The sequence below is a fragment of the Pseudomonas sp. GW821-FHT02B10 genome (genome assembly GCF_059421865.1).
Genome location: NZ_JBWKVU010000001.1, coordinates 683,743 through 709,956, shown reverse-complemented (window position 1 = coordinate 709,956; position 26,214 = coordinate 683,743). Strand labels below are relative to the sequence as shown.

28 protein-coding genes and 1 tRNA gene are annotated in these 26,214 nt (G+C 63.1%); 20 read left to right on the top strand and 9 right to left on the bottom strand.

All coding sequences use genetic code 11. The features are described 5' to 3' along the window. Positions 1-103: 103 nt before the first annotated feature. Positions 104-1,045, top strand: a complete 942-nt coding sequence (ygfZ, locus tag AC07VU_RS03290) for a CAF17-like 4Fe-4S cluster assembly/insertion protein YgfZ (protein WP_274305798.1) — start codon at positions 104-106, stop codon at positions 1,043-1,045. Positions 1,046-1,082: 37 nt separating this feature from the next. Then, on the top strand, positions 1,083-1,904 hold the full coding sequence (locus AC07VU_RS03285) for an HDOD domain-containing protein (protein WP_062823349.1): 822 nt from the start codon (positions 1,083-1,085) through the stop codon (positions 1,902-1,904). 33 nt (positions 1,905-1,937) lie between these two features. Here the strand turns inward: AC07VU_RS03285 and AC07VU_RS03280 are convergent, their stop codons facing one another. Together AC07VU_RS03280 and AC07VU_RS03275 are read right to left on the bottom strand one after the other, a co-directional pair. After that, complete coding sequence (locus AC07VU_RS03280; protein WP_007930222.1) at positions 1,938-3,323, bottom strand: sensor histidine kinase; 1,386 nt, start codon at positions 3,321-3,323, stop codon at positions 1,938-1,940. Further along, complete coding sequence (locus tag AC07VU_RS03275; RefSeq protein ID WP_053259943.1) at positions 3,316-3,987, bottom strand: response regulator; 672 nt, start codon at positions 3,985-3,987, stop codon at positions 3,316-3,318. Before AC07VU_RS03275 ends, AC07VU_RS03280 begins: the two co-directional genes overlap by 8 nt. A gap of 236 nt (positions 3,988-4,223) precedes the next feature. Between AC07VU_RS03275 and AC07VU_RS03270 the strand changes: the two genes are divergently transcribed. The 5 genes from AC07VU_RS03270 (at position 4,224) to AC07VU_RS03250 (ending at position 9,641) form a co-directional block, all read left to right on the top strand. Continuing rightward, positions 4,224-5,516 (top strand): OprD family porin, encoded by a 1,293-nt coding sequence (locus tag AC07VU_RS03270; protein WP_009042579.1) that lies wholly within the window; start codon positions 4,224-4,226, stop codon positions 5,514-5,516. An 80-nt stretch (positions 5,517-5,596) separates the two neighbouring features. Next, entirely contained in the window at positions 5,597-6,586 is a 990-nt protein-coding gene (locus AC07VU_RS03265; RefSeq protein ID WP_023968150.1) for a Bug family tripartite tricarboxylate transporter substrate binding protein, read from the top strand. 56 nt (positions 6,587-6,642) lie between these two features. Next, positions 6,643-7,101 (top strand): tripartite tricarboxylate transporter TctB family protein, encoded by a 459-nt coding sequence (locus AC07VU_RS03260; protein WP_007930215.1) that lies wholly within the window; start codon positions 6,643-6,645, stop codon positions 7,099-7,101. Between the two features lies 1 nt (position 7,102). Continuing rightward, positions 7,103-8,617 (top strand): tripartite tricarboxylate transporter permease, encoded by a 1,515-nt coding sequence (locus AC07VU_RS03255; RefSeq protein WP_274305797.1) that lies wholly within the window; start codon positions 7,103-7,105, stop codon positions 8,615-8,617. Beyond that, positions 8,610-9,641 (top strand): AbrB family transcriptional regulator, encoded by a 1,032-nt coding sequence (locus tag AC07VU_RS03250; RefSeq protein ID WP_277588061.1) that lies wholly within the window; start codon positions 8,610-8,612, stop codon positions 9,639-9,641. The genes AC07VU_RS03255 and AC07VU_RS03250 overlap by 8 nt, the downstream gene beginning before the upstream one ends. Before the next feature lie 169 nt (positions 9,642-9,810). Here AC07VU_RS03250 and ung read toward each other — a convergent pair whose 3' ends face one another. Further along, positions 9,811-10,503 (bottom strand): uracil-DNA glycosylase, encoded by a 693-nt coding sequence (ung, locus tag AC07VU_RS03245; protein ID WP_009042574.1) that lies wholly within the window; start codon positions 10,501-10,503, stop codon positions 9,811-9,813. Between the two features lie 131 nt (positions 10,504-10,634). On the opposite strand from ung, the gene dspII reads away from it, so the two are divergent. Next, positions 10,635-11,747 (top strand): enoyl-CoA hydratase/isomerase DspII, encoded by a 1,113-nt coding sequence (gene dspII / locus AC07VU_RS03240; RefSeq protein ID WP_007929399.1) that lies wholly within the window; start codon positions 10,635-10,637, stop codon positions 11,745-11,747. A gap of 54 nt (positions 11,748-11,801) precedes the next feature. On the opposite strand, the gene AC07VU_RS03235 is transcribed toward dspII, so the two are convergent. Beyond that, positions 11,802-12,263: a hypothetical protein gene (locus AC07VU_RS03235; protein WP_457275802.1), complete on the bottom strand. Its 462-nt coding sequence runs from the start codon at positions 12,261-12,263 to the stop codon at positions 11,802-11,804. Positions 12,264-12,535: 272 nt separating this feature from the next. Here AC07VU_RS03235 and AC07VU_RS03230 point away from each other — a divergent pair, with 272 nt between their 5' ends. The 9 genes from AC07VU_RS03230 (at position 12,536) to AC07VU_RS03190 (ending at position 19,311) form a co-directional block, all read left to right on the top strand. Then, positions 12,536-14,023, top strand: a complete 1,488-nt coding sequence (locus AC07VU_RS03230; RefSeq protein ID WP_274305794.1) for a sensor domain-containing diguanylate cyclase — start codon at positions 12,536-12,538, stop codon at positions 14,021-14,023. A gap of 7 nt (positions 14,024-14,030) precedes the next feature. Then, the gene (locus AC07VU_RS03225; RefSeq protein WP_274306756.1) at positions 14,031-14,249 is read left to right on the top strand and encodes a cysteine-rich CWC family protein; all 219 of its coding nucleotides are present in this window, start codon (positions 14,031-14,033) and stop codon (positions 14,247-14,249) included. Between the two features lie 33 nt (positions 14,250-14,282). Continuing rightward, a complete protein-coding gene (locus tag AC07VU_RS03220; protein ID WP_495029512.1) occupies positions 14,283-14,975 on the top strand; it encodes a pseudouridine synthase in 693 nt (230 codons plus the stop codon). A gap of 351 nt (positions 14,976-15,326) precedes the next feature. Continuing rightward, entirely contained in the window at positions 15,327-16,211 is an 885-nt protein-coding gene (locus AC07VU_RS03215) for an alpha/beta fold hydrolase (protein ID WP_101337082.1), read from the top strand. A gap of 202 nt (positions 16,212-16,413) precedes the next feature. After that, positions 16,414-16,487, top strand: a tRNA-Gly gene (locus AC07VU_RS03210). 445 nt (positions 16,488-16,932) lie between these two features. Continuing rightward, positions 16,933-17,115, top strand: coding sequence for a type II toxin-antitoxin system HicA family toxin (locus AC07VU_RS03205; protein ID WP_087089111.1), 183 nt, complete (start codon positions 16,933-16,935; stop codon positions 17,113-17,115). 32 nt (positions 17,116-17,147) lie between these two features. Next, positions 17,148-17,555 (top strand): type II toxin-antitoxin system HicB family antitoxin, encoded by a 408-nt coding sequence (locus tag AC07VU_RS03200; protein ID WP_274305792.1) that lies wholly within the window; start codon positions 17,148-17,150, stop codon positions 17,553-17,555. Between the two features lie 244 nt (positions 17,556-17,799). Then, positions 17,800-18,267, top strand: coding sequence for a GAF domain-containing protein (locus AC07VU_RS03195; protein WP_495029511.1), 468 nt, complete (start codon positions 17,800-17,802; stop codon positions 18,265-18,267). A 129-nt stretch (positions 18,268-18,396) separates the two neighbouring features. Further along, positions 18,397-19,311: an SGNH/GDSL hydrolase family protein gene (locus AC07VU_RS03190; RefSeq protein ID WP_495029510.1), complete on the top strand. Its 915-nt coding sequence runs from the start codon at positions 18,397-18,399 to the stop codon at positions 19,309-19,311. A 33-nt stretch (positions 19,312-19,344) separates the two neighbouring features. Here the strand turns inward: AC07VU_RS03190 and AC07VU_RS03185 are convergent, their stop codons facing one another. Continuing rightward, positions 19,345-21,123 (bottom strand): sensor domain-containing phosphodiesterase, encoded by a 1,779-nt coding sequence (locus AC07VU_RS03185; RefSeq protein ID WP_277588057.1) that lies wholly within the window; start codon positions 21,121-21,123, stop codon positions 19,345-19,347. 237 nt (positions 21,124-21,360) lie between these two features. Next, complete coding sequence (locus AC07VU_RS03180; RefSeq protein ID WP_495029536.1) at positions 21,361-22,251, bottom strand: LysR family transcriptional regulator; 891 nt, start codon at positions 22,249-22,251, stop codon at positions 21,361-21,363. Positions 22,252-22,353: 102 nt separating this feature from the next. Here AC07VU_RS03180 and AC07VU_RS03175 point away from each other — a divergent pair, with 102 nt between their 5' ends. Next, on the top strand, positions 22,354-23,016 hold the full coding sequence (locus AC07VU_RS03175) for an NADPH-dependent F420 reductase (RefSeq protein ID WP_274305788.1): 663 nt from the start codon (positions 22,354-22,356) through the stop codon (positions 23,014-23,016). 93 nt (positions 23,017-23,109) lie between these two features. Here the strand turns inward: AC07VU_RS03175 and AC07VU_RS03170 are convergent, their stop codons facing one another. Continuing rightward, positions 23,110-23,451 carry a YXWGXW repeat-containing protein gene (locus tag AC07VU_RS03170; protein ID WP_087089123.1) on the bottom strand — a complete coding sequence of 114 codons (342 nt, stop codon included), beginning with the start codon at positions 23,449-23,451 and terminating at the stop codon, positions 23,110-23,112. A gap of 182 nt (positions 23,452-23,633) precedes the next feature. Then, positions 23,634-24,164, bottom strand: a complete 531-nt coding sequence (locus AC07VU_RS03165) for a GNAT family N-acetyltransferase (protein ID WP_274305787.1) — start codon at positions 24,162-24,164, stop codon at positions 23,634-23,636. A gap of 106 nt (positions 24,165-24,270) precedes the next feature. Between AC07VU_RS03165 and AC07VU_RS03160 the strand changes: the two genes are divergently transcribed. Continuing rightward, a complete protein-coding gene (locus AC07VU_RS03160) occupies positions 24,271-24,441 on the top strand; it encodes a YhfG family protein (RefSeq protein WP_007929425.1) in 171 nt (56 codons plus the stop codon). Next, positions 24,438-25,052, top strand: a complete 615-nt coding sequence (locus AC07VU_RS03155) for a Fic/DOC family protein (RefSeq protein WP_007929427.1) — start codon at positions 24,438-24,440, stop codon at positions 25,050-25,052. The genes AC07VU_RS03160 and AC07VU_RS03155 overlap by 4 nt, the downstream gene beginning before the upstream one ends. A 78-nt stretch (positions 25,053-25,130) precedes the next feature. Here AC07VU_RS03155 and AC07VU_RS03150 read toward each other — a convergent pair whose 3' ends face one another. Then, the gene (locus tag AC07VU_RS03150) at positions 25,131-26,147 is read right to left on the bottom strand and encodes an Ldh family oxidoreductase (RefSeq protein ID WP_274305786.1); all 1,017 of its coding nucleotides are present in this window, start codon (positions 26,145-26,147) and stop codon (positions 25,131-25,133) included. Positions 26,148-26,214: the final 67 nt, after the last annotated feature.

The following is a 26,214-nucleotide window of genomic DNA, read 5'->3' as shown; positions in this document are numbered from 1 at the left end:
AGAACAGTCGGCTTTGGTCGGTCACCACCCATCCTTTGTGAACTACCCATTTCAGGGGCGCCCCCTTATGATGTTCGCCAGACTTTTTACCCTGCGATGACCCATGGCTGATTCCGCTTTTTTCTGCTCCCTGTCCCACGAGGGCGTTCTCGCCGTCCGCGGCCCTGATGCCAGCAAGTTCCTTCAGGGCCAGCTGACCTGCAATCTCAATTACCTCAGCGATAGCCAATCCAGCCTGGGCGCCCGTTGCACCCAGAAAGGCCGCATGCAATCGAGCTTTCGCATCCTGCTCGAAGGCGATGGCTGCCTGCTGGCCATGGCCACCGAGTTGCTGGAGCCGCAACTGGCGGACCTGAAAAAATACGCCGTGTTTTCCAAGGCCAAGCTCAGCGATGAAAGTGCCCTGTGGGCGCGCTTCGGCCTGGGCAACGCCAATACGCTGCTGGCCGGTCTCGGGCTGGAACTGCCGCCGGAAGACGGCGCGGTCGCCCGCAACGACGGCCTGATCGCCATTCGTGTTTCAGCGGACCGGACCGAGCTCTGGGCCCCCGCAGATAAAGCTGAGGTCTTGCGCGAACAGCTGGCCGCGCAACTGCCCGAAGGCGACCTCAATCAATGGTTGCTGGGCCAGATCCGCGCCGGCATCGGCCAGGTCATGCCGGCCACTCGTGAGCTGTTTATCCCGCAAATGCTCAATCTGCAGGCCATCGGCGGCGTCAGTTTCAAGAAAGGCTGCTATACCGGCCAGGAAATCGTCGCGCGCATGCAGTACCTGGGCAAACTCAAGCGCCGCCTCTACCGCCTGGCCTTGAACGCCGAAGAGTTGCCGGAACCCGGCACCCCGCTGTTCTCCCCGACCCACGGCAGCGCCATCGGTGAGGTGGTGATCGCCGCGCGTGCCGAACAAAACATTGAACTCCTGGCCGTACTGCAAGCCGAAGCTGCAGAGGATGGCAATCTCCATCTTGGTGCGCTCGAAGGTCCCGGGCTGCACCTGCTGGACCTGCCTTACCAGCTGGATCGCGATCGAGAAATCCAGCGCTGATTGCCGCAACTTCCTGCAATACCCCTAGAGAACAGAAATGAGTGAGCTGGCGGAAAAGGTCCAACAGGATTTGGTTGAGGCCATCGACAACGATGACCTGGTTCTGCCAACGCTACCGGAAGTGGCCCTGCAGATTCGTCGGGCCGCTGAAGATCCGGAAATCAGCGTCAGTACCCTGAGCAAAGTGATTGGCCGTGATACGGCGCTGTCGGCGCGCCTGATCAAAGTGGTCAACAGCCCCCTGCTGCGCGCCACCCAGGAAGTCACCGACCTGCACACCGCGATTACCCGGCTGGGCGTGAACTACAGCAGCAACCTGGCCATCGGCCTGGTCATGGAGCAGATTTTCCATGCCCGCTCGGAGGTGATCGCGCAAAAGATGCATGATGTCTGGCGCAAAAGCCTGGAAGTGGCCGGAGTCAGTTATGCCCTGTGCCGCAGCCATACCCAGTTGAAGCCCGACCAGGCCGCCCTCGGCGGGCTGGTGCACCAGATCGGCGTGCTGCCGATCCTGACCTATGCGGAAGATCACTATGAGCTGCTGTCCGACCCGGTCAGCCTCAACCACGTGATCGAGCACATCCATCCGTTGCTGGGCGACAAGCTGCTGCAGGTCTGGGAGTTTCCGGAACAGCTGGCCAAGTTGCCGGGGCAGTACCTGGACTTCCAGCGCCAGTCCGCGCGCCTGGACTACGTCGACCTGGTGCAGGTCGCCAGCCTGTATTGCCACAAGGACACCGACCACCCACTGGCGAAGATCGATATCCTTAGCGTGCCAGCCTTCAAAAAGCTCGGGATCGACCCCGAGAACAAAGTGATGTGCAGCGATCTGGCCGAGTCGCGGTCAATGTTCTATTGAATCAATGCTCTACTGAACCTGTGCCACAAGCCTCTAGCCCGCGTTAAAACTCACCCGCACCTTCAGACCCGCCTGCGCGCCATCGTGCAGGCTGATCTGCGCCAGATGGGCACGACAGATTTCGCCGACGATCGCCAGGCCCAGGCCGGAACCGGCGACATGGGGATTGCGTCGGTAGAAGCGCTCGAATACCCGGTCGCGGTCCTCCAGGGGAATCCCCGGGCCGTCGTCCTCCACCTCCAGCACCGCCGGCGCGCTGACCCGCAGGATCACGTTTCCACCCGGCTTGGTGTGGGCCAGGGCATTGTCCACCAGGTTGCTCAGTAGTTCGTTCAAGAGGGTTGGTTCGCCGCGCAGCCACACCGGCTCATCGGCTTCCAGGGCCAGGGCGATACCCCGGGCGTGGGCCAAGGGCGCCATGGCCATGCCCAACTCGCGGGCCAACTGGCTGAGATCGAGCAATTGCGCGCCGCCCTCGGCAATCGCCCGGGCGCCGTTTTCGATCCGCGCCAGGGACAACAGTTGATTGGCCAGATGGGTCAGGCGATCGGTGCCCTGGGCGGCGCTTTCCAGGGTATTGCGCCAGGTCTCGGGCTCCGAGGCCCTCAGCCCCAATTCCAGGCGCGCCTTCAGCGCCGCCAGGGGGGTGCGCAATTCATGGGCGGCGTCGGCGATGAACTGCGCCTGACGCTCGAACTGGCCACGCAGTCGCTCGGTGAAGTGATTGAGCGCCCGCACCAAGGGCCACAACTCGCGTTGCACCTCGACCAGCGGCAAGGGCCGCAAGTCGTCGGGCTGGCGCTCCTCCACCGCGCTGCGCAAACGCTCCAGCGGACGCAACGCGGCGCTGACCGCGAACCACACCAGCAACAACGCACCGATGGCCAGCATGCCCAGGCGCAACAGGGTATCGGCCATCAGGCTGCGCGCCATGCGGACCCGCGCCTCGTCGGTCTCCGCCACGCGAATCTCCGCCATGCCGTTCATGTTCGGCTCGCTGACTGCCTTGAGCAGGCTCACCACGCGGACGTTCTGCCCTTGGTAAGTAGCATCGTAGAACCGCGCCAGCGCCGGATAATCGTCGGTGCGCGGCGTGCCCGGCGGCGGACCGGGCAGGTTTTCGTAACCGGAAATCAGCTTCTGATGGATATCGTTGACCTGGTAATAGATCCGCCCGGCACTGTCGTAGGCGAAGGTATCGAGGGCGACATAGGGCACATTGGCGCTCAGGCCACCGTCACGCTGGGACAAACCGGCGGCGATGGTCCGGGCAGAGGCCAGCAAAGTCCGATCGTAAGCCGTATCCGCTGCCTCGCGGCCATTCCAGTAGGCACTCAGGCCGCTGGCCAGCATCAGCACCACCAGCAGCAGCGCCAGGTTCCACAGCAGGCGCCAGCGCAGGCTGCTGGGCCTATGCATCGCGGCTTTCCAGCAGGTAGCCAAGCCCACGGAAGGTGACGATGGCCACCGGCTGGCCGTCGAGTTTCTTGCGCAAGCGATGGACATAGATTTCGATGGCGTCCGGGCTGGCCTCTTCATCCAGGCCGAACACCTGGGACGCCAGTTGCTCCTTGCTCATGACCCGCCCCGGCCGGGCGATCAGCGCCTCGAGTACCGCCTGCTCTCGGGAGGTCAGGGTCAGCAGCTCTTCACCCAGGGTAAAGCGCCGGGTATCGAGGTCGTAGGCCAGCACCCCGCAGCGCTGTACTCGCTCACCGCCGAGCACGCTGCGCCGCAGCAGGGCCTTGACCCGTGCTTCCAGCTCGGTCAGTTCGAAGGGCTTGGCCAGGTAGTCGTCCGCCCCCAGGTTGAGGCCGTGGACCCGGTCCTTGACATCGCTGCGCGCGGTCAGCATCAGCACTGGCAGGTTCTTGCCCCGGGCCCGCAGGCGCGCCAGCACTTCGAAACCATCCAGGCGCGGCAGGCCCACATCGAGGATCGCCATGGCGTAATCCTCGCTGCTCAGGGCCAGGTCCGCGGCGACTCCGTCGTGCAGCACATCCACGGTCAAACCCGTGCTCTTGAGCGCCTGGGCGACACTTTCAGCCAGCTGCAGGTGGTCTTCGACGAGAAGCACGCGCATGGATTTCCTACCTCGTTCAGGGGATCGACGGCACTTTTTATTGCCGCGGAGTTTACAGCCGGGACCGCTGCTGTGAAGCCCGAAAACCGTGAAAGTCTGCTGAAAGGTTAGCGAAAGGTTGGCCCTTTAGAGTCCTGTCACGGATTGTTTCGACTTCCGTGGCTACCCCCCGGTGGCCTCCCGAAAAACGCCTCGAAGCGTTTTCGCCAATAAGAACAATAACGGAGTACAACATGATGCTGTCCATGCAGCCTCAGGCTTGCCAGCCTGTTCGTTTTTCCCGTCTCAGCCACACCGCCCTCGCCAGCGCCGCCGCCCTTGCCGGTTTCTCACCGATCAGCCAGGCCGCCTTCTTCGAAGACAGCAGCGCCACCCTCGAAACCCGCAACATGTACTTCAACCGCGATTTCCGCAGCGGTACCAGTGCCCAGCAATCCAAGCGCGACGAATGGGCCCAGGGCTTCATGCTCAACCTGCAATCGGGCTACACCGACGGCACCGTGGGCTTTGGCGTCGATGCGCTGGGCATGCTCGGCATCAAGCTCGACTCCAGCCCCGACCGCACCGGCACCGGCCTGCTGCCGACCCACGACGATGGGCGCGCCGCCGACGAGTACTCCAAAGTCGGCCTGACCGGCAAAGTAAAAATCTCCGCCACCGAACTGAAGATCGGCAGCCTGATCCCGGAACTGCCGACCATCAAGCCCAACGACGGGCGCATCCTGCCGCAGACCTTCGAGGGCGGCCTGCTGACCTCCAGGGAAATCAAGAACCTGACCTTCACCGGCGGCCGCCTGGAGAAAGCCAAGGATCGCGACAGCACCGACTTCGAGGACATCGCCCTCAACAACAAGAACAGCCGCTTCGCCGGCACCGTCGCCGGCAAGCACTTCGACTTCGGCGGCCTGGACTACAAGTTCACCGACAAGATCACCGGCAGCTACCACTTCGCCCAGCTCGCCGAGGTCTACAACCAGCACTTCTTCGGCCTGCTCGCCTCGCAGCCGATGGGCCCGGGCACCTTCGCCACAGACCTGCGCTTCGCCGTCAGTGACGACCAGGGCCAGGCCCGCGGCGGCAAGATCGACAACAAATCCCTCAACGGCCTGGTGAGCTACGCCCTGAACGGGCATAAACTCAGCGCCGGCTACCAGCACATGTCCGGCGACAGCGCCTTCCCCTACCTCGACGGGGCCGACCCGTACCTGGTCAACTTCGTGCAGATCAACGACTTCGCCGGCGCCGAAGAACGCTCCTGGCAAGCCCGCTACGACTACGACTTCGGCAAGCTCGGCATCCCCGGCCTGACCTTCATGACCCGCTACCTGAGCGGCGACAACATCGCCCTGAAAAACGGCGATACCGGCAAGGAATGGGAACGCAACACCGAGATCAAGTACGTGGTGCAAAGCGGCACCTTCAAGGACGTCGCGGTGCGCCTGCGCAACGCCACCTACCGCTCCAACTATTCAGCCCGCGATGCGGATGAAGTGCGCCTGCTGGTGAGCTACAGCCTGGCGCTCTGGTAATCGACCGACCTTGGGCAGGCGCCACGCCGGCCAAGGCCCCTGGCATGTAACACACAACAACAACTCCTGTGGAGACAAGCATGAACCCATCACTGCGTAAATTGGCCCTCGCCGCCGGCTGTATGCTGTTCGCCGGTCAACTGCTCGCCGCCGCCAGCGCCGAACCCAAGCGCCCGGAATGCATCGCCCCGGCCTCCCCCGGCGGCGGTTTCGACCTGACCTGCAAACTGGCGCAGAGCGCGCTGGTCAACGAAAAGCTGCTGACCAAGCCGATGCGCGTGACCTACATGCCCGGCGGTGTCGGCGCGGTGGCCTACAACGCGGTGGTGGCCCAGCGCCCTGCCGACGCCGGCACGCTGGTGGCCTGGTCCAGCGGTTCGCTGCTGAACCTGGCCCAGGGCAAGTTCGGCCGCTTCGATGAAAGCGCGGTGCGCTGGCTGGCCGCGGTCGGCACCAGCTATGGCGCCATCGCGGTGAAGAGCGACTCGCCGTACAAGACCCTCGACGACCTGGTCAAGGCACTGAAGAAAGATCCGAGTTCGGTGGTGATCGGCTCCGGCGGCACCGTCGGCAGCCAGGACTGGATGCAGACCGCACTGATCGCCAAGGCCGCCGGGATCAACCCGCGCGACCTGCGCTACGTGGCCCTGGAAGGCGGCGGCGAAATCGCCACCGCGCTGCTGGGCGGGCACATCCAGGTTGGCAGCACCGACATTTCCGACTCCATGCCACACATCCAGAGCGGCGACATGCGCCTGCTCGCGGTGTTCTCCGACAAGCGCCTGGACGAGCCGGAAATGAAGGACATCCCGACTGCCAAGGAGCAGGGCTACGACATCGTCTGGCCAGTGGTGCGTGGCTTCTACCTCGGGCCGAAGGTCAGCGACGAAGACTACGCCTGGTGGAAAGACGCCTTCGACAAGCTGCTGGCTTCCGAAGAGTTCGCCAAGCTGCGCGACCAGCGCGAGCTCTTCCCGTTCGCCATGACCGGGCCGGAACTGGACGCCTACGTGAAGAAACAGGTGGCCGACTACAAGACCCTGGCCAAAGAGTTCGGCCTGATCCAGTAATCGCCCCTGTCTAGCGGTCCTGCCCCTTTCGCGGGGGCGGGGCCCAGGAGTTTCCCATGCTCTTACAACGCCTTTTCGCCTCGCTGCTGCTCCTGGTCTGCCTGGGCCTGGCACTGATGGCCTGGCCTTACCAGGCCGCCTTTTCCTACGAACCGGTCGGCCCGCGCGCCTTTCCCCTGCTGATGCTCGGCCTGATGGGCCTGGCGCTGCTGTACATGGTGTTTCGCCCGGCGCCGATCAAGCACAGCGAAGACGAGCCGCCACTGGACCGTGAAACCCTGACCAAGATCAGCATCTGTGTGCTCCTGCTGCTGATCTTCGCCGGCCTGTTCGAACCCCTGGGTTTCATTCTCAGCAGCATCCTGATCGGCATTCCGATGGCGCGCCTGTACGGCGGCCGCTGGGTGCCCAGCGCCGTGGTCACCACGCTGATGGCCATTGGTCTGTACGTGCTCTTCGACCGGGTGATGGACGTGCCACTGCCCCTGGGCCTGCTCGACGTTCTGGAGAACTGATATGGATACGCTTGGCTATTTGGGCCAGGGTTTCGGCATCGCGCTGAGCCCCTACAACCTGGTCACCGCCCTGACCGGCACCCTGATCGGCACCGTGGTCGGCCTGCTCCCGGGCCTGGGCCCGATCAACGGCGTGGCACTGCTGATCCCGATCGCCTTCGCCCTCGGCCTGCCACCGGAGTCGGCGCTGATCCTGCTGGCGGCGGTGTACCTGGGTTGCGAATACGGCGGCCGGATCAGCTCGATCCTGCTGAACATCCCGGGCGAAGCCTCTACCGTGATGACCACCCTCGACGGCTACCCGATGGCACGCCAGGGCCTGGCCGGGGTGGCTCTGTCGCTGTCGGCCTGGAGCTCGTTCATCGGCGCCTTCATCGCCACCTGCGGCATGGTGATGTTCGCCCCGCTGCTGGCGAAATGGGCGATCGCCTTCGGCCCGGCGGAGTATTTCGTGCTGATGGTGTTCGCCATTGTCTGCCTCGGCGGCATGGCCGGCGATCGTCCGATCAAGACTTTTATCGCCGCGCTGATCGGGCTGTTCCTGTCATCGGTCGGTATCGACGCCAACAGCGGCGTGTACCGCTTCACCGGCGATAACATCCACCTCACCGACGGCATCCAGTTCGTGGTGCTGGTACTGGGCTTGTTCTCCATCAGCGAGATCCTGTTGCTGCTGGAAAAAACCCATCGCGGCCAGGAAGCGGTGAAAGCCACCGGACGCATGATGTTCAACTTCAAGGAAGCGGCGTCGGTGTTCGTGGTGAACATCCGTTGCGGCCTGCTGGGCTTCATCATGGGCGTCTTGCCGGGTGCCGGCGCGACCCTGGCCAGCGCCGTGGCCTACATGACTGAAAAACGCATCGCCGGCGCCAGCGGCAAGTTCGGCCAGGGCGACAAGCGCGGCCTGGCGGCACCGGAAACCGCGATCGGCGCCTCGGCCTGCGGCGCCCTGGTACCGATGCTGACCCTCGGCGTCCCGGGTTCGGGCACCACTGCGGTGATGATCGGCGCCCTGTCGCTGTACAACATCACCCCGGGCCCGCTGCTGTTCCAGCAGCAACCGGACATCGTCTGGGGCCTGATCGCCTCGTTGTTCATCGCCAACATCATGCTGGTGGTCCTCAACATCCCGATGATCCGCGTCTTCACCCGCATCCTCGCCGTGCCGAACTGGGCCCTGGTGCCGGTGATCGCAATCATCACCGGGATCGGCGTCTACGCGGTGCACGCCACCACCTTCGACCTGTTCCTGATGGTCGGCATCGGCATCTTCGGCTACATCCTGCGCAAGCTGGACTTCCCGCTGTCGCCGGTGCTGCTGGGCTTTATCCTCGGCGGGCTGATGGAGCAAAACCTGCGTCGCGCGCTGTCGATCTCCAACGGCGCGATGGAAATCCTCTGGTCCAGCCCGATCACCGTCGGCGTCTGGGTGCTGACCGTGATCATGCTGCTGATGCCGATGATCCGCATCTGGCGCAAGCGCTCGGCCCTGCAACGCGCCGTGGCCGATGTCTGAGGCCAGCTTCAAACAGTGGTGGGGTACTCCCCTGGTCGGTCTGGCCGGCGGTTACCTCGCCAGCCAGATCGGCTGGCCGCTGCCGTGGATGGTCGGCTCGCTGCTGGCGATCATCCTGGTGCGCTGCCTGACGCCCTGGCAACTGGGGGAAATTCCCGGCGGCCGCAAATGCGGGCAATGGGTAGTGGGCATCGGCATCGGCCTGCACTTCACCCCGGTGGTGATGGAGCAGGTCATGAGCCATTTCGGCCTGATCTTCTTCGGTGCCCTGGTCACCAGCCTGTCCAGCGTGGTCGGGGTCTGGCTGCTGCGGCGCACCGGTGAGGACCGGGCCACCGCCTTCTTCTCCAGCATGCCGGGCGGCTCCGGCGAGATGGTCAACCTCGGCGCGCGCAACGGCGCGGTGCTCAGCCGCGTGGCGGCCGGGCAGAGCCTGCGGGTGCTGGTGGTGGTCTTGTGTGTACCGGCGGCCTTCAAGTACCTGCTCGGTGAAGGCGTGCCCCAACTGCATCCGGCCAGCGTCGATTGGCGCTGGCTGGCCATATTGTTTCCGGCGGGCGCCCTGCTCGCCTGGCTCTGGCAACGCCTGCGCCAGCCCAACCCCTGGCTGTTCGGGCCGCTGCTGGTCAGCGCCGCGGTCAGTATCGGCTGGGACCTGCACATCGGCCTGCCGGACGGAGGCAGCCAGATCGGCCAGTGGCTGATCGGCAGCGGCCTGGGCTGTCACTTCAATCGCCAGTTCTTCCGCCGTGCGCCCTCGTTCATGGGCCGCACCCTGGTCGGCACGGCGCTGACCATGCTGATCGCCAGCCTCGCGGCCGTGGCCCTGAGCGCCTTAACTCATCTGGACTTGCGTTCACTGACGTTGGGCATGATGCCCGGCGGCATCGCGGAAATGAGCCTGACGGCCGAGACCCTGCAACTGTCGGTGCCTCTGGTGACGGCGATGCAGGTGATGCGCTTGCTGTTCGTGCTGTTTCTGGCCGAGCCGCTGTTCCGGCATTGGGACAAGAAACCGGACTGAAGGCGGTCCCCTGTAGCCGCTGCCGCAGGCTGCGATCGACCCCAAAGGGGGTGCAATGTTCAGCGTCGCCGAGGTCCTTCGGACCTATCGCAGCCTGCGGCAGCGGCTACAGGGTTTTGCGTTGATTCTGTAGGAGCGAGGCTTGCCCGCGATGGCGGCCTTCCCCCCATCAAACCGGCGGCAACCGCCACTCGATCGGCGTCTCGCCATTCTGCTCGAGGTACTTGTTGGTCCGGCTGAAATGCCCGCAACCGATAAAGCCGCGGTAGGCCGACAGGGGCGACGGGTGCACCGAGGTCAGCACCAGGTGCTTGGTGGCATCGATCAGCTTCTGCTTGCCCTGGGCATGGGAACCCCACAGCAGGAACACCAGGTGCGGCTGGTGCTCGCTCACCACTTCGATGATCCGGTCGGTGAAATGTTGCCAGCCCCTGCCCGCGTGGGAAGCGGCGTTGGCCCGCTGCACGGTCATGGTGGTGTTGAGCATCAGCACGCCCTGGTCGGCCCAGCTCTGCAGGTAGCCGTGGTTGGGCATGTCGATGTTCAGGTCGCGCTTGAGCTCTTTATAGATATTCACCAGGGACGGCGGCGCCGGCACGCCCGGCTGCACCGAGAAGCACAGGCCGTGGGCCTGGCCCGGGCCGTGGTAAGGGTCCTGGCCGAGGATCACCACCTTGACCTTGTCCAGCGGGGTCGAATTCAGCGCATTGAAGATCAGCGGGCCCGGCGGGTAGATCTCCTTGCCAGCGGCATGTTCCTGACGCAGGAACTCGCGCAACTCCGCCATATAAGGCTGGTCGAATTCGGCACGCAGCGCCTGCTTCCAGCTGGGTTCGAGTTTGATACGGTCGTCATCGGTCATGGTTGCACCCGGTAAAATCAATGGGCGCACCCTAGGAAAGCCCACCACGCTTGTCAATTGATCTGACGCAGAACCGCCACTTTCGCCTATAGCGATCATACTGAACGCTCAAATTCCCGATCGAGGTCACGATGAATCTGCACTTCGAAGAACTCACCGGCACCGACGGCGCGCGCATCGCAATTGCCAGCCTGGATGCCGAACACTCCCTCAACGCCTTGTCCCTGCCCATGATCCATCTGTTGAGCGACCGCCTGGAAGCCTGGGCCAAGGACCCGCAAGTGGTCTGTGTGCTGTTGCGCGGCAACGGCGCCAAGGCCTTCTGCGCCGGCGGCGAAGTGCGCAGCCTGGTCCAGGCCTGCCTAGCCCACCCCGGCGAAGTACCGCCGCTGGCCGCGCAGTTCTTCGCCGCGGAATACCGTCTCGACTACCGCCTGCACACCTACCCGAAACCGCTGATCTGCTGGGGCCACGGCTATGTGCTCGGTGGAGGCATGGGCCTGCTGCAAGGCGCCAGCATTCGTATCGTCACACCGAGCAGTCGCCTGGCGATGCCGGAAATCAGCATCGGCCTGTACCCGGATGTCGGCGCCAGTTGGTTCCTCTCGCGCCTGCCGGGCAAGCTCGGGCTGTTCCTCGGCCTGACCGGCGCGCACATCAACGGCCGCGACGCCATCGACCTGGACCTAGCCGACCGCTTCCTGCGGGACGACCAGCAGGAAGCGCTGATCGACGGGCTGCTACAGCTCAACTGGCAGGAACAGACGCCGATGCAGCTCAACAGTCTGCTCAAGGCCCTGCAACAGGAGGCTGTCGAACAAATGCCCGCTGCCCAGTGGCTACCACGGCGCCAGCAGATCGACGAGTGGCTGGACGTCAGCGACGTACGCTGTGCCTGGCGAGCCATCAGCCAGTTGCACAATCACTCCGATGCCCTGCTGGCGCGGGCGGCGAAAACCCTCAGCGAAGGCTGCCCGCTGACCGCCTGCCTGGTCTGGGAGCAGATCCAGCAGGCCCGGCACCTGTCCCTGGCCCAGGTGTTCCAGATGGAATACACCCTGAGCCTGAACTGCTGCCGGCATCCCGAATTCAGCGAAGGGGTGCGGGCGCGCCTGATCGACAAGGACCACAAGCCCCGTTGGCACTGGCCGGATATCAACAGCATCCCCGACGCCGTGGTCGAGGCGCATTTCCACAAAGCCTGGGAAGGCCGTCACCCCCTGGCGGATCTGTCGGATTTCTGAAAACCAGCCATGAAAAAGCGGCGCTCCAGGCGCCGCTTGTTTGTTATAGGCAGATCAGCGGTTGTGATGGCGGTCACGGCGGTGATCGTCGCGACCACGATCGCTCCAGTCTCGACCACCCCGCCGGCCGTCAAAGTCACGGTGGCCGTCATGGCGCCGATAGTCGTTGTTCCAGCCCTGGCGGTGGCCATCCCAGCCACGGTTCGGGTAGGCACGATAAACGGCCCGCGGCGCCGACTGGTAGTAACGCGGTGCCGGTTGGTAATACCGGGGCTGGTAGTACCGTGGCGCTGGTTGGTAATACCGGGGCTGGTAGTACCGTGGCGCTGGTTGGTAATAACGCGGCGCGTAATAGCCGCGGCCGGAAGAATAATAGGAACCGCCGTAGTAGACCGGCGCCGGCGTCGTATAGACCTCAGAGCGGTAGTAAGTGGAACCTCCGTCGTAGTCGTAATAGGGAACGCAGGCAGAAAGAGCCAAACCCAGGAACGCAGTGAGAAGAATTCGACGATACATGGCGGCCTCCTGGACCGCTGATGGGCCATGCCAGCGACGCTGGCCGGCGGCAGCCAAGGATGTTCCGGCTGACGGAATATCTGACCGCGAAAACCGGGTCTGGTGCGATTTCGGTTACACCTTGATACAAGTCGCCAGGCAAGGATCTTGGATCCGAAAACGCCCGGTTTTCGCGGGCTGTGTGCCATTGCTGGCGAGCGATCAAATGGCGCAGCTACCCGTCGGCGCGGCCACTAGAATGCTTGCATCGGGTCACTGCCACGGAGTCGCCCATGCCGCTTAGCTCCCCGCTGTATTCGCAACGCTGGCTGATCATCACGCTCATCGCGCTGCTGGGCGGCGGTTTTATGGCCACGTCCTTACTCAGCTATTACGCTTCGCGAACCTCGATCCGCGACAACATCGTCAACACTGAGCTGCCGCTGACCTCCGACACCGTGTATTCGGAAATCCAGAAAGACCTGGTACGACCGATCCTGATTTCTTCGATGATGTCCCGCGATACCTTCATGCGCGACTGGGTGATGGCTGGCGAACGCGATCCCGAGCAGATGACCCGCTACCTCAATGAGGTGATGACCCACTACGGCACCTACACCGCCTTCTTCGTCTCCAACAGCAGCCTGACCTACTACCACGCCAAGGGCGTGCTGAAAAAAATCGCCCCTGATACCCCTCGCGACGCCTGGTATTTCCGGGTCCGCGACATGGCCACCCCGTATGAAATCAACGTCGATCCGGACCAGGCCAACCAGAACAACCTGACGTTTTTCATCAACTACAAGGTCTACGACTACCAGGACAATTTCATCGGCGTCGCCGGTGTCGGCCTCAAGGTGGATACGGTGGTCAAGCTGATCGACCGCTACCAGCAGCGTTATCAGCGCAGCGTGTATTTCGTCGATACCCAGGGCCGGATCGTCCTCACCGGGGCCGAAGGCGGCCCGCAGGGCGCTCGGGCCGGCCAGTCGCTGTTCGAACTGGAAAACCTGCGCGACCTGCAGGCCAGGATGCCCAAGCCCCACAGCGGCAACTACGAATACAGCGCCCCAGACCAGCGGCACTTCCTCAATGTGCGTTTCATTCCCGAGCTGAACTGGTACCTGTTCGTCGACAAGCGCGAGGACCGCGCCCTGGGCGATATCCGCCGCTCGCTGTACCTCAACCTGCTGATCTGCCTGGCGATCACCCTGATCGTGCTGACCCTGCTCAACCGCGTGGTCAGACGTTTCCAGCGCAAGATCGAAACTCAGGCCACCCTCGACAGTCTCACCGGCCTGCCCAACCGCCGCGGCTTCGACTTGCTGGCCGCCCAGGCCATGCTCGAAGCCCAGCGCGAGCCCAAGCCGCTGACCGCCCTGCTGCTCGACCTGGACCACTTCAAACGCCTCAACGACACTTACGGCCACCTCGCCGGCGACCAGGTGTTGAGCGGCTTCGCCCGGCACCTGGCAAGCTGCCTGCGCCAGTCCGATATCGTTTGCCGTTGGGGCGGCGAAGAGTTCATCGTGCTGCTCAAGGACACCGACAGCGCCACGGCGCTGAAGATCGCCGAGAAAATCCGCCTGCTGATCGAGCAACAGCACTACGCCTATGAGGGCAAGAATATGCGGCTGACCGTCAGCATCGGCGTGACCACGCTGCAGGCGGACGATACCCTGCACAGCCTGCTATCGCGCGCCGACCATGCGATGTACCGTGCCAAGCAGACCGGCCGTAACCGAACCTGCATGGAAATGCCTCACTCCCGTTATGAATGAACCGACCCTGAACAACCCCAGCCTCTGCCCGGCCTGCGGCGCCCGCAATGACTGCAGCCTGGCCGACCCGCGTACCGCCGACCAGGCCTGCTGGTGCTACAGCGTGAGCATCGACCCGGCGGTGCTCGAAGCCCTGCCGCCGGAGCTGCGCGATCGCGCCTGCCTGTGCCCGCGCTGTGCCCGGGTCGATGCGCAACTGCAAGCGGCCGCCCGGCCGATCCCGTAAGATGCGCAGCCTTTTGCCAGCCTGCCAATAGCCATGCGCGTTGATCGCTTCCTCAGTAACCTGCCCCGCTTCAACCGCCAGCAGGTGCGCCTGCTGCTGGTGGCAAAGCGCATCCGTATCGACGGCCAGGTGGTCAGCGATCCCCATGCTGAGGTGCGCGAGTTCAGCCGGGTCGAGCTCGACGACGAAGTGCTGCAGGCCGGCAAGCCGCCGCGCTATTTCATGCTGCACAAACCCATGGGCTGCGTCAGCGCCACCCGCGATCCCGAACACCGCACCGTGCTCGACCTGCTGGACGAACCGGACAAGCACGAGCTGCACATCGCCGGTCGCCTGGACTACAACACCACCGGTTTGCTGATCCTCACCAACGATGGCAGCTGGTCGCGGCGCCTGACCCAGCCGCAGACCAAACTGCCGAAGCGCTACTACGTCGAGACCGAACAGGACATAGGCCCGGAGTACGCCGAGACCTTCGCCCGGGGCCTGTACTTCGCTTTCGAGGACCTCACCACCCTGCCCGCCGAGTTGCAGATCCTCGGCCCCCGATGTGCGCAGCTGAGCATCGTTGAAGGCCGCTACCACCAGGTCAAACGCATGTTCGGCCATTTCGACAACAAGGTCTTGCGCCTGCACCGCGAGCGCATGGGACCGCTGGCCCTCGACGAAAACCTGGCGCCCGGCGAGTACCGGCTGCTGACCGATGAAGAAATCCGCCTGGTCTGAGCGCCTACAATTTCCGTAGCCGCTGTAAGCCATCGACGATGCCATGACCATTCAGCCGAAGTTGTCGAACAATTTACCAACGGCACTTGCGAGACGGCGTTCTCCCTGCTTGAATCAGTCCGTCGGCCGAAATGTGACCGATGAGTCACGAACATACTTCTAAGAAATCCTTTGCCGTCCGAGCCGCCTGTGCTCATTCCTGTTGTCCGGCAAATTGCCCGCCTATAACAACACCCGTCGACCATCTGTGCGGATCGACATGGGCTAAAAAATTCCAGGCGTATGCCTACCTGTCACAAATCTCGTGCACCCTCGGTTGCGCGCATACCCGCTTGCCAGGAGTCTTATGACATGAGGCCAGAAATCGCTGTGCTGGATATACAAGGTCAGTATCGGGTTTACACGGAGTTCTATCGCGCAGATGCCGCAGAAAAGACCATCATTCTGGTCAACGGCTCAATGGCCACCACCGCGTCTTTTGCGCAGACCGTGAAGAACCTGCATCCGCAATTCAATGTGGTGCTCTACGACCAGCCCTATGCCGGTCGTTCGAAAGCCCACAACAGGCACGAGAAAATGCTCACCAAGGAAGTCGAGGGGCTGATCCTGCTGGAGCTGATCGACCACTTCGCCGCCGAGCACGTGATGTCGTTTTCCTGGGGTGGCGCGCCGACGCTGCTCGCCCTGGCGCAGCGCCCGCGGCGCATTGAAAAGGCGGTGATCAGCTCGTTCTCGCCAGTGATCAACGAGCCGATGCGCGACTACCTCGAACGCGGTGTCGATTACCTCGGCAGCCGGGACGGCGACCGTGTCGGGCACCTGGTCAACGAGACCATCGGCAAGCACCTGCCGTCGCTGTTCAAGCGTTTCAACTATCGCCACGTCAGCACCCTGGCCGAGCATGAATACGGGCAGATGCACTTCCACATCAGCCATGTCCTCAGCAGCGACCGCCAGTGCTACCTGAAAGCGGCGAAGAACATCGAGGTACCGGTGCTGTTCATGAACGGTGAATGGGACGAATACACCGCCGCCAATGACGCCCGGCTGTTCGGCAACCATGTCCGGCACTCGACGTTCAGCACCATCCAGGCCGCCGGGCACTTCCTCGACATGGAACACAAGGCCGCCTGCCGGGACAGCCGTAACGCGCTGATGGGGTTCCTCAAACCGACCCAGCACACCAGTCGTCCGCGTTATCACTACCTGCAGGACCACCATGCCCTGGCTATCTGAAGTGGCGTCATCGCGAGCAACTCGTCCCCTGCCCCAGAAGCGAGCTTGCCCGCGATAGACCGCAAGCCGGTCTTCGCCCCGTCGCCGCGATGACGGCGTAGAAGCGTGCCTGCGTGCATTTCCCACCGCTTCGTAAACACAGGCCCGGCAAAGAAAAACTTCAAATCCGCGCGCACTTCTGGTACAAAGTCAGCCGCTCCGAGCGGGTGTCGTATAATGGCATTACTCCAGCTTCCCAAGCTGATAACGAGGGTTCGATTCCCTTCACCCGCTCCACTTCATTCGAGTCCAGCGTCAGGCCCTGCCGACGCGGGATGCAGAAACAAGAAAACCGGTCCTCGAGTGACCGGTTTTTTTATGGGCGCTTTATCAACCTGCGGCCACGATGAACGAGCACGGAAATGGCAATAGCCCCAAATAGCCCCGTGCTGTCCCCCAGCGCCTCGACCGGGTTCACTCATCTTCAAAGATGCTGACCAGGCCCGCTCATCTGTACTCCTGTCGACCCTCAACGAAATCAGCTTGGCCAGTACTTCGGCAGATATCGCGGTTCGAGAAGGATCCTGCAACACAGCCAGCGCTTTTATCCGCCGCGTTCCAAACTCGCTCTTTCTACACTTCAGCCTGCGGAGTTCCCCTGCCAACGACCGTCGGGCGGGCCAGGTATTGAACACATTTTTTTGGTAGGTATAGTAACCACCAAACATCACAAGGAGGTGATGTGGACAGTCGGTATTTGATCGGCCAAATCGTCGCAGACGGTTGGTATCTGGTCAGGGTCAGAGGCAGTCACCATCATTTCAGGCATCCCAGTAAACCGGGGCTGGTGACAGTGCCACATCCCAAAAAGGACCTGCTGAGAAAAACCGCCATCAGCATTCTGAAACAGGCGCTGCTCATGTGAAGGTGATTCACCGCGCCCTGGAGGTTCCGCACATGCTTTACCCGATTGCAATTTCAATGGGCGATGACAAACACGCCTGGGGGGTGGAAGTCCCCGACATTCCTGGCTGTTTCTCGGCCGGTGACGACCTCGACGACGCCATGGCCATGGCCCGCGAAGCCATCGAAGGGCACTTCGAGATTCTCGCCGAAGACGGTGCCCCCATCCCGCACGCCAACAAGGTCACCCTGCACGCAGCCAACCCTCAGTACGCAGGCTGCACCTGGGCGCTGATCGACATCGATATCACCAAGTACCTGGGCAAGGCGCAGAAGCTCAACATCACCCTGCCCGGCTACTTGCTGAACCGCATCGACGAATACGTGCTGCATCACCCGGAAGCCAAGAGCCGCTCGGGGTTTCTCGCTTCGGCTGCACTGAAGGTTTTGCAGCAAGACTGAACACGCCGCCCTGACCGAAGCACGTGAATAGCCAATAAGGCTGTTGGTGGCCGCTCAACGCTGGACCGGCTAGCGCTCGCGCAAAAGAAGAATCGGCCCGGCGTGGCCGATTCTTTTGTCCCCCTGCGCTACCTCGGCAACGAACTGCAAACGAATATAAGCAAGGACCCATTCGGTATTTAAAGCCGCCCCACCCGCCCCGTTATAGTCGGCCCTCCCCAGGTTAAACAGACAGGAGGCCCAGGTGGCCAAGTCTTCTCCGTTGTTCGACTCGCTGCAGGCCGATATCGACGCCCTGGCCAGGCAACTGGGCGTCAGCTCGATCCTGATCATGCGTTCGCTGCCCCAGCACATGCAGGTCGAAGCTTCCGGCGGGCGGCATGAGGATACTTATCCAATTGGTGCCCAGGGCCAGAAAAGCAGCCTCGCACACAACGGCCAGGCGCTGTATTGCGAGCGCGTGGTGGACAGCGGCCAGCCGCAGTACGTCAAGGATTCACGCCTGGAAGCCGAGTGGGCGGGCAACGAGGACGAGGTGGAATTCGGCCTGAGCAACTACCTGGGTTATCCGGTGCGCGATGCCGATGGCGAGGTGTTCGGCACCGTCTGCGCGCTGGATGAAAGCGCCAGGCAATACAGCGCCGAGGAACAGGCCGCGCTGGAGGCGTTCCGGCAAAAGGTCGAGGCCCTGCTCGCCCGTTCGCCGCGGTGAAACTTTAGTCGTACAGGTCGCCCACAGGCACGCGCGGACGAGTACGGCTAAGCCCAGGTCGCATCCGGCGCATCGGCAACGCTCGAAACTTCTACGATGAGCCCTCGCCTTTCACCGTAGAGACCGCCCATGCGCCAGATCCTGCTCGCTCCCTTGCTCGCACTTTCGTTGGCCGCCGGCAACTGCCTGGCGGGCCCGTCGTTCGATCGTCTCTACGCCTTCGGCGACAGCTATTCCGATAACGGCGCCAGCGACCGCTTGACCCGGGACATGCTCGCCCAGCAGTTCAAGGACGCCCAGCAACTGCCCGGCGAGCTGTATTGGCAAGGCCGCTGGAGCAACGGCCCGACCGCCGTGGAAGTGCTTGCCAAAAGCCTGCGGTTGCCCCTCACCGACCACGCCGTTGGCGGCGCGAAAAGCGGGCAGAACAATTACTACGCCTGGATGACTGCGTACCGCGACACAGGAGTGAGCGGGCAGATCGACGACTACCTGGCCAACGCCAAAGGCCAGGCCGACCCTCGCGCGCTGTACTTCATCTTCATCAGCGCCAACGACTTTTTCGAGCATGCCGACTTCGGCCACAAGGAGCCGATCGACGAACTGGCCACCAGCAGCATCGACCATATCCAGAATGCCGTCAGTCGTCTGGCCAAGGCCGGCGCCAGGCATTTCCTGGTGGTCGGCAGCACCGACCTGCGCCATGCCCCGGCGGTGGTGGCCAGCGGGCAGAGCGAACAGGCGCTGCGCTATCAACGGATACTTGAACGGCAACTGCCGTCGCTGCTGGTGGCCGAGAGCAAAAAGCTCAATGTAAAAATCACCTACTTCGACCACATCGCCTTCAGCGATCAACTGCGCCGCCGGCCTGCCGAGCATGGCCTGGCCCAGCTCGACCGACCGTGCCAGCCGACCTATCCCGAGGTGAAGCCGGCGTGCGCCCATCCAGACGAATATTTCTATTGGGATGAATGGCACCCGACCCGCAAAGTCCATGCCCTGGCGGGCGAAGCCATGGCCAAGACCCTCGGCCAGGCCCGCTAAGGCACAGCCTCGCCGGCGAGCAGCAGGCCTGCCCTAGACACAAAGCTGCAACGGGAACCGGTTCGCCCCGCTCCAGGCCAGGAAGCGTTCCTGCAGCATCGGCCTGGCGAGGAAATACCCCTGGGCTTCATCGCAACCGAACGTGTAGAGCATCTGCAAACATTTGAAACTCTCGATGCCCTCGGCCACGGTGCGATAACCCAGCTCGCGGGCCAGGCTGATGATCGAGCGGGTGATCTTCTGGTGCTGGGTGTTGCGCTCAAGGTCAGTGATCATCGACTTGTCGAGTTTCACCACGTTGGCCGGGATCTGGTGCAGGTAGGCAAAGTTGCTGTAGCCCGTGCCGAAATCATCGATGGCCACATCCATGCCCAGCTCGCGAATGCGCGTCAATTGCGCCAGGACATTCGGGTTGGAACGCAGCCACTCGCCCTCGGTGATCTCCACTTCGAGCCGCCGTGGGTCGATGCCATGCAGCTCACAGGCGCGGCGGATCAGCTCGGCGATATCCTGGTCCTCGAAATCCTTGGGCGACAGATTGATCGACAGCTTGCTGCTCTCGGGCAGGCCCCAGGTGCGCAACTTGCTCAACACCGTATCGATGACCCAGCGGGTCACCTGATGAATCAGGCCGTTGCGCTCCATCACCGGAATGAACTCGGCGGGCGAGATCGGCCCCAGCCACGGATGTTCCCAGCGCAGCAAGGCTTCGGCACTGACCTGGGCTCCGTCGGGCAGGGCGAAGCGTGGCTGGAACATCAGGTAGATCTGGCCACTGCGCAAGGCGTCGTTGAGGTCCGAGGCCAGGTTGAACGCACGGCGCTGGGCATGATCGCGCCCGGCATCGTAATGCGCCCAGAAACTGCGCCCGGCCATGGCCAGCTCCAGGGCGAACATGGCCTTGCGCAAGGCATCGTCCACCGACTGGGTATCGATCTCGAACTCCACGGTTCCGGCGCAGACCGTGGGAATCATGGGAAACCCCAGCCCGGGCGGCTGGCGACGCAGGCGACTGACCAGCGCATCGAGCAGTCTGTCGAGCCCCTCGGCCGGTGCCGGCAGCAGGAAGCCGAAGCGCTTGACCGACACGTGATAGACCCGCACATGCCGCCCCAGGTACTCCTGCAAACGCAGCGCGAGAAAACGGATGATGGTCTCGAAAGGCGCCAGCCCCAGGGCCAGGGTCAGTTCGTGGGCCACCTTCATGTCCAGGGCATCGATCAGCACCAGCACGCGCTGTTCGCCGATGTGGTGCTCGACCAGGTCACGCAGGTCGCTCTGGAACTGCTCGCGATTGGCCAGGCCGCTGACCGGGTCGCGACGACGCTGGCGCTGGCGCTGCTCGACCTGCTCCATGACCATCGCCGCCATGTCCCGCAACTGCTGGCGTTCGACGATGCTCAACTGCTGCTCGACCTTGTCGATGATGCACAGGCTGCCGATGGCATAACCGGACGCGGTCAACAGCGGCGCCCCGGCGTAAAAGCGGATGCCCTGGTCGCGGGTCACCAGCGGGTTGTCCTGGAAACGCGGATCGAGCGCCGCGTTGCGCACCTCCAGCACTTCGCGGCCTTGCACCGTGAAGGCGCAGAACGACTGGCTGATGGGGGTCTGCGGCTCATCGAAACCCACCCGCGACTTGAACCACTGACGATCACGGTCCACCAGGCTGATCAAGGCGGTAGGCACCTTGAAGTACTCGGCCGCCATGCGGCAGATCCGGTCGAAATTCTCGCAACTGGCGGTGTCCAGCAACTCCAGGGCATGCAGGGCGGCCAGGCGCCGCTCCTCGGCAATCGCCTTATCGGGCATACACGACCTCGGGCCGGGACAACGCGATCATCACAATAAACAACCTATTCGCAGGGAGGCTGGAGGGGGCGCGACGGGGATGAAAGCGATAGTGGCATTAGGACATCCCGGCCACCAGAATGACTGACGGGCAGGCGCTTGCCAAACCCATCCGTCGGACGAACGGTATTGGTTACAAAAAAGCTTGGTTCTCAAGACCTTCGAGCTAGAGCGCTTCGACGGTTGACGACGTTGCTCTCAGGCGCCGAAACGAGCGATCGCCGCATCGACGAAGTGCCGCAGCTTGGCGGTCATCTGCCGGTCCGGCCGGTACAGCAGATGCATCGCGCGACTCGGCGCCTCATAGCCGGGTAGCAACTGCACCAATTCCCCCGCGGCCCGCGCCGGTTCGAGAAAATCCGCCGGCCCCAGGACGATGCCGAAGCCATCCACGGCCGCCGACAGCAGGGCCTTGCTCTCGTTGACCTGCAAGCGGCTGCGCACCTGAACCTCATGTACCTGGCCGTCGCGGCGGAACTGCCATTGGTTGTCCGCCGGCCGCGACCAGTAGGCGTACCCCAGGCATTCATGCTGTTCGAGATCGGCCGGCACCCGTGGCGTGCCCCGGGCGGCGAGGTAGGCAGGTGCCGCGCAGGCGATCAGGCGATAGGGCGCCAGCGGCCTGGCGGTCAGGCTGGAATCGGCCAGCTGGCCGATACGAAAGGCCGCCTCGTAGCCCTCCTCCACCAGATCGATGTAGCGATCAGTGAGGTGCAGGTCGATTTCCACCTGCGGATGCTCGCGCAAAAACGCCGTCACGAACGGCATGAGGCTGTAGGAGCCGAAGGTCACCGGCGCACTGATGCGCAACTTGCCCCGGGGCGTGGCGTTCATGATCTGCGCCAGGGAGTCGGCGGCCCGGGCTTCGCCGAGGATGTGCTTGCAGCGCTCGAGGTAGGCACTGCCCAGCTCGGTCAGGCTCTGCCGGCGCGTGGTGCGGTTGAGCAGGCGCGCGCCCAGCCGCTGCTCCAGCGCCGCCACATGCTTGGCGACCATCTGCGGCGACAGCCCCAGGCGGGTCGCCGCACGAGCGTAGGAACCGCTTTCGGCGGCCGCGACAAAGGCCTCCATGCTGGTCAGACGATCCATCATTCAACACTCCCAGTAACGAGACCAAGTACAAGGCGCTTATTTATCGCCATCTGGTGGTGAATCATCATAGCCGCTCGACCCTTTCAACGGAGCATGGACATGCGTATCGGCATTATCGGAGCAGGTTTTATCGGGCGCGCCGTGGCGCAACTGGCCCTGGCGGCGGGGCATGAGGTGATGCTCAGCAACTCCCGCGGCCCGCAGACCATGAGCAGCGTGGCCAGCGGCATTCGCGGCAGCCGCATCGGCAGCGTCGAAGACGCCGTACAGTTCGGCGAGCTGGTGCTGGTGGCCATCCCGCTGGCCCATTACCGTAGCCTCCCCGCGGCCCTGCTGGCCGGCAAGACGGTGCTGGACGCCAATAACTATTACCCGTCCCGCGACGGTCATATCGAGGCCCTGGACCGCTTCGAAACCACCACCAGCCAATTGCTCGCCGAGCACCTCGAAGGCGCCAGGGTGGTGAAGGTGTTCAATGCCATCCTCGCCCAGGACCTGCTGACCGACGCCCGCCCCAGTGGCGCCCCTGATCGCCGCGCCCTGCCGATTGCCGGCGACGATCCGCAGGCCAAGGCGCAGGTCGTGCAATTGCTCGACGAGCTGGGTTTCGACACGGTCGATGGCGGCGGCCTGGCGGACAGCTGGCGTTTCGAACGGGCCAAACCGGCCTACTGCATCCCGCTGGATAAACCGGGGCTGCGCGCGGCCCTGGCGCAGGCGGAACGAGAAGTCGAACTGCCCGAAGGTTCGTGGCGCTCCTGACGCCAAGGCATGCAGCGTTCTGCGAGCGCAAAAAAAAAAACGACCCGTTCGGGTCGTTTTCATAGGTTTGCCTGTGTGCCGGTTCGCCTTCGCTCAACTGGCCCAGCCACCCGCATGCAGGTGCCAGCCATCGCCGCGACGCTCCCAGAACGGGTGCACATAATGGTACCCGGGACGCAACGGCTCCCAGTGACCATGGACCGCCACATACTGCCGGCCATCCCAGTGCCAGTAAGCCCGGGACCAGACATAACCCGGGCGATGCATGGGCTCGACTTCGATGACCCGCACCGGCGGTGGCTGCGGCGCAACCACCTCGGCGTATTCCACCGGCGCCGCGCGTTCGACCACCCGCCGCTCATGCACCACCCGTTCCTGCACACACCCGGAGGCCACTACGACCACCGCCACCAGAGCCGTGTAACGTAACAACATGCTGCCTCCCCGGCGCTTGACGCCGACGCTTGAACTGCTGACAACGCCCCCTGCAACCACCCGGCTCCTGCCAGGCGTAAGACGTGTTTTAACAGCTCGAAACTGTCTGCTTGCTGAACCTGACAGCGGCCGGCAGATAGCGACAGCCGGGTGGCGACAAACGGCCAGTCAGCGGCGGCAGATCAACGTCCTCGGGCGTCGAAATCCTCCCGGGTCATCTCGAAAAACTTGCTCGGCAGTCCCTCGAACTCGCCATCGCGCACAAAACGAAAACCCAGCTTGCGCGCCACCCCCAGCGAGGCCTCGTTCAAGGCATGGGCATCGGCGACGATGCGCTCGACTCCTGCCCCGAGAAAAGCGTGCTCGACGATGCGCCCCGCCGCCTCGGACGCAACACCCCTGCCCCACGCCCGGCGCACCAGGCGCCAGCCCATTTCCAGTTCCGGGCCGACAGCCTCGTAGGGAATGAACGACACCCAGCCGAGAAACTCCTCCGGCGCGGACTTGGCAAAGATCGCCCAATAGCCACAGTGCTCACCAAAATCGCGCTCCATACGCGAACGCACGAAATCGCGGTGCTCCTCGCCACCGTCCCAGGGGCCGGGAAGGTAACGGGTGACGTGCGGATCGAGGTCCATGGCGATGCACGCCTCGAAGTGTTCGAGGGTACGCGGGCGCAGCAACAGGTTTGGGGTTTCGAAGTGGAGGTTCATCAACTGGATATCCGTATTCAGGAAGATTGAAACGAGCGATGAACGATAACAAAGTCCACCCTGCTATCAGCTATAATTTCCCATCACTCGCACAGAGGGGCCGGATATGGAAAAGCTGAGTTTTCAAGCTAAAAAAGCCTACTTCGCCAAGCATCGTAAATCCAACTTCAGCGCCAGTCTGCGCCTTGAAGGTTTCGCCACATCGCTCAACGATGAGGAATGCAAACTGCCCTCCCGCAAAGCAGCACTCAAAGCCGTTCAACAACTCAAAGTGTGAATACCGACAAGTACGGCGTTGGCCATGACCCGGATTGCTACCCGGGAACCGATGTCCTGAAAAACCTCCTGGATTTGCGTGATGAGCGAGACCTCAACGAGGCAGAACGCTATCTCACCGAGAAGTGCGCAACGCAGTTCGAATTCCAGGAACCGCCCTACAGTCTGGCAACCTTGAAAGACATCCATCACACGCTGTTTTCGCGGATCTACAGTTGGGCAGGCGAACTGAGAACCGTGAAGATCAGCAAGGGTGGCAATCAGTTCTGTATCCCCGAGCGCATCGAACCGGAAGCGACCAAAGAATTCAGCCGGCTCAAGGCAGCAGGCTGGTTTGACGGTTATTCACGTGAACAGCTGGTAGTTGCCTGCGCCGAGTCTTACGGAACGATCAACGTCCTGCATCCCTTCAGGGAAGGCAACGGGCGAACCCAGCGCATCCTTTTCGAATGGATCATCGTCAACGCCGGCTATGAAATCGATTGGTGGGCGGTTGACCAACAGGAATGGGTTGCAGCCAACATCAGTTCATTCCACGGCAATGATCACCATCTGAATCAGATATTCGAGCGCTGCATCGGTATGCCGATTCAAGAAGACGTTCATTCATAGCCCGGAACTGAAACGATCACTTGTTGAACAATCACGGGCCCCCTCTGTAGATGAGCTTGCTCGCTACAAGAATCGCGGTTACTGCGCCAACAGCGCCTGGATATCGTTGAACAGCGCGCGGGGGATCTTTACGCCGTGTTGCGCGCTGCGGGCCCTGGCTTCGAAACGCCGCTGCGACGGCAGCCGCGCGCCCTGCCCCGTGATGGCCGCGAACAGTCCTTCGGCGCGTTCCAGACCCTTCTCGTAGTCCTGCCCCAGAAACACCTGCGGATCGAACGCCAGGATCAGTTCGCCATGGCAGGGCGCGGCGCCGACGCCGGCGTCGAAGGCCATGGACTCGGCGCTGGTGAGGTCGCCGATCAGGGCGCCGGCCAGCAGTTCGATCATCGCCGCCAGGGCTGACCCCTTGTGCCCGCCGAAAGTTTGCATGGCGCCTTGCAGGGCTGCCCTGGCATCCGTGGTCGGTTGGCCCCGGGCATCGATAGCCCAGTGTTCGGGGATGGCCTTGCCTTGACGCGCGTGCAGTTCGATATCGCCGCGGGCGATGGCGCTGGTGGCGAAGTCGAACACGAACGGCTGGCCCGCCGGCCGTGGCCAGGCGAACGCCAGGGGGTTGGTGCCAAACACCGGTTTGCTGCCGCCGGCCGGCGCCACCCAGCTGTGGCTGGGGTTCATGGCGATGCCCACCAGCCCCTCGGCGGCGATGGCCTCGACCTCCGGCCACAGAGCGGAGAAGTGGAAACAATGCTTGATTGCCATGGCCGCCAGCCCCTGGCTGCGGGCCTTTTCCGCCAGCAATGGCAAGCCGGTCTGGAACGCCAGCAGGGAATAACCGTAGTGCGCATCCACCTCCAGCACGCCCGCGGAAATAGACCGCAGGCTCGGCTCGGCCAGCGGGTCGACCTTGCCCTCGCGCACGGAGCGCACACAGCCCAGCAGGCGATAGACCCCGTGAGAGTGGCACTCGTCGCGCTGGCCCTGGGTGACGACCTCGGCAATGGCCCGGGCATGGGCATTGGACAGGCCGTGGCGGGTCAGCACCTTGAGGGACAGGTCATGGACTTCGGCGAGGGAAAGAGTGACGAGATCGGACATGGGGCTTGTGCTCCGATAAAAACCGTGGGGGCCAGGAAACCCGGCCCTATGGGGTTGAGGGTGAGAA